This window comes from Streptomyces lancefieldiae, assembly GCF_031845825.1.
In the GTDB taxonomy this organism is placed as follows: Bacteria; Actinomycetota; Actinomycetes; order Streptomycetales; family Streptomycetaceae; genus Streptomyces; species Streptomyces lancefieldiae.
On the sequence record NZ_JAVRFH010000179.1, the window covers coordinates 1 to 2,507 of the forward strand.

The window sequence follows — 2,507 nt, forward strand, 5'->3', positions numbered from 1 at the left end:
GACCTCTGCCCCAGCCTCACCCCACACTCTCCTTCTTCCTGGTCGTGGGTGGCTGTCCGCTCGCCCGGATGTCGCACTGTCCGTGGACAGAGGCACGCAGTATTCCGGCTACTGGGCAGGGCCGCTGATCACGACGTACCAGAGCGTGGCTACGGCGACCCCGACGAGGAGTGCGGCGCCCAGGCGCTCGTTCTTGACGGCGATCCAGACTGCTCCGCCGCTGAGGAGCAGCCCCATCGCGGTGGTCATGGTGACCACTGCGGTGGTCAGGTTGGAGGGGTCACTCACCAGAGGGTCCTTTCGGGTGGGGGAACGTGCGCATGGGGATGGCCGGATCGTGCTGGGCGGGCCGGCTCCCGTCTGTCGGCTGCCACGTCTTCAGGGAGCCTTGCGTCAGACGCGGACCGGTTACGGGTCGGTGGTGCCGGGCTGGTGCAGGGGGCGGCCGGTGTCGGGTGCAGAGCCTGGAGCCGCGGAGGATGCTGCGCAGACCAGGCAGCCCTGCCCGTGTCTTATGACGTCGGCGTAGCGGATCCGGCTGATCTGCCGGCACTTCCGCCGTCGGCACCGCACTGTCCAGGGGACCCTGCTGCCCGGGAAGCGCTCCTGCGGGATGAGACCGAGGTCCTTGAGGTGCCGTTCAGCTGCAGCCGCGTGCAGTAGTTTGCGCCGGCGGTTGTCCCCCGTGTCTTCGCTGCTGCTCTCCACGCGGCATACCCGGTGCCAGGTCAGTGACCAGAGAAGGAAGCTCTTCTCGGAGACTTCACAGGCGGTGAGGTAGGCGAACAGCTGCTTCTCAGAGGTGACCGACTGGTCGCGTTCCCGGATCCGCCACGCTGCCGAGTGGGACAGAAACCCGAACTCGCCGCGTTCCCTGACTCGCCGCTCCATCTCCCGTGCGGAGGGGCAGCCGTTCAGCTCCCAGACCCGCACGAGCGCGACCCCGAGTTCAGCAGCGTCCGTGATCTGCCGTAACGGGCGGGCCCGGGTCAGGTGCGGCTTGCGTCCGCGGCGCGACGCCTTCCGCCACAGGCTCTCGATGTGCTCCTCATCCAGGTGACAGACGGTCGCGATGGCCAGCGCCATGGGAAGTGTCGGCAAGACACGTCCGGACTCGGCGCGTTGCACGGTGCCGATGGACGTGCCGACCTTGGCGGCCATCTGTTCCTGGGTCAGGCCGCGGCGTCCACGGCCGGCGCGGAACTGGCCGGCCAGACGCCCTTTCGGGCTGTTCGGGTCGGGAATCGGCGACATCGGGCGCCCGGTGCGCGACATGCCCGTTACCAGGGTGCTCGTGCTGGCAGCTGACGTGGGTCAATGGCGGTGCGTATCCGGTATCGGCGCAGCATTCGACGCCCTCTCTTCTCACTGGCGGTGCAGGCTGTCTGCCCACCGCTGTCCGGGGTGGCCCGGTGGCTCTGGCTCCGGTGAATGCCGTCAGCTCGACGGGTGGCTCCGTCGCGCCGCGGTGGACAGCATCGTGCCAGCGATCGGCCCACGCGAAGGCCGGCCGATGAGATTTAATTCGTATCTGTCGCGTCTCGAATCAACTCCGCTGAGTGGCAAGTGCGGCCGAATGTCTGGCCAGAGCGGAACGCTCTGCTGATACCCGGAAGAAAAGAAGCAGGAAGCACCGCAGCGCGCTTCGCATTCTGTGGTGCTGAGCCGCGCACGCAAGGACCCTTTCTTCGTTCTTGTCTCACATGGGCTTGCCGTTGTACGGCCAGACTGCGACGATCCGCACATCCACTCCTTCTCACCAGGGGTGGGCCCTGGCTTCATCTGGCTCCGACCAGCGCCAAGGGACCCCGTGGCCCGGGTGGTGGCTCACCCGCCCACTCACGGTGGCCGGGACCGTAAGGTCCCGGCCACGTTCATGGAGGGGCACCGACGGACTCGCTGAGCAGCGCCTGTCCGGTGGTCGGCCGTGGCCGGGGCGGCCTCCCCACTGCACAAGGGCACTGCCGTCGGCGGCCGGGTGACCATGCCCGCTCGGAGCGGCCGGGACCGCCTTCTTCCTACCGAAACGGCCCCGGCGTCGACGACGGCCTGCTGGTACTCGCCGGGGCGGGGCGTGGGCGCGACGACCGGGGCGGCCAGCTCCTCGGCGCGGGGGCGAGGGCGGGGGTGTCCCCGGCGCTGCCTCGCCGGTTCCACCGAAGCTGATCGGCCTGCGTCGAGACGGGTCGAGTCACGTTCAGGAAACCGCAGACGTACGCCTGTCGCCCGAAGTGCGCGGTGCCGACTACCGGGGGGGCGATGTTCTTGAAGCGGGAGCCGCGTCCGCGTCGCTTGCCGTGTGGTGCGGCGCCGGGCCGGGCGGCCGGCAGGCGCGTGCGCCCGCTTGTGGTCACCGGGGCTGGTAGGCGGTGGCCAGCACGGAGACGGTGATCTGATCGGGCAGGACGCCGCCGTCATTGAGGTCTGCACCGCTCACGTGGCGTGCGCTCGGCGTCATCGCTATCAAGTCCAGGACATCCGGACTGGTCAGGGACGCAGAGTACTCC

At 69.0% G+C, this 2,507-nt stretch carries 2 protein-coding genes; both read right to left on the reverse strand.

The window, feature by feature from the left end; genetic code table 11:
- Positions 1-108: 108 nt before the first annotated feature.
- On the reverse strand, positions 109-288 hold the full coding sequence (locus tag RM812_RS41350; RefSeq protein WP_311586059.1) for a hypothetical protein: 180 nt from the start codon (positions 286-288) through the stop codon (positions 109-111).
- Positions 289-408: 120 nt separating this feature from the next.
- Positions 409-1,275, reverse strand: a complete 867-nt coding sequence (locus RM812_RS41355) for a helix-turn-helix transcriptional regulator (protein WP_311586061.1) — start codon at positions 1,273-1,275, stop codon at positions 409-411.
- Between the last annotated feature and the right edge of the window lie 1,232 nt (positions 1,276-2,507).

Bases quoted from the DNA above. Each gene is read 5' to 3' on its own strand.
- RM812_RS41355 (WP_311586061.1), bottom strand. From the start codon at position 1,275: ATGTCGCGCACCGGGCGCCCGATGTCGCCGATTCCCGACCCGAACAGC.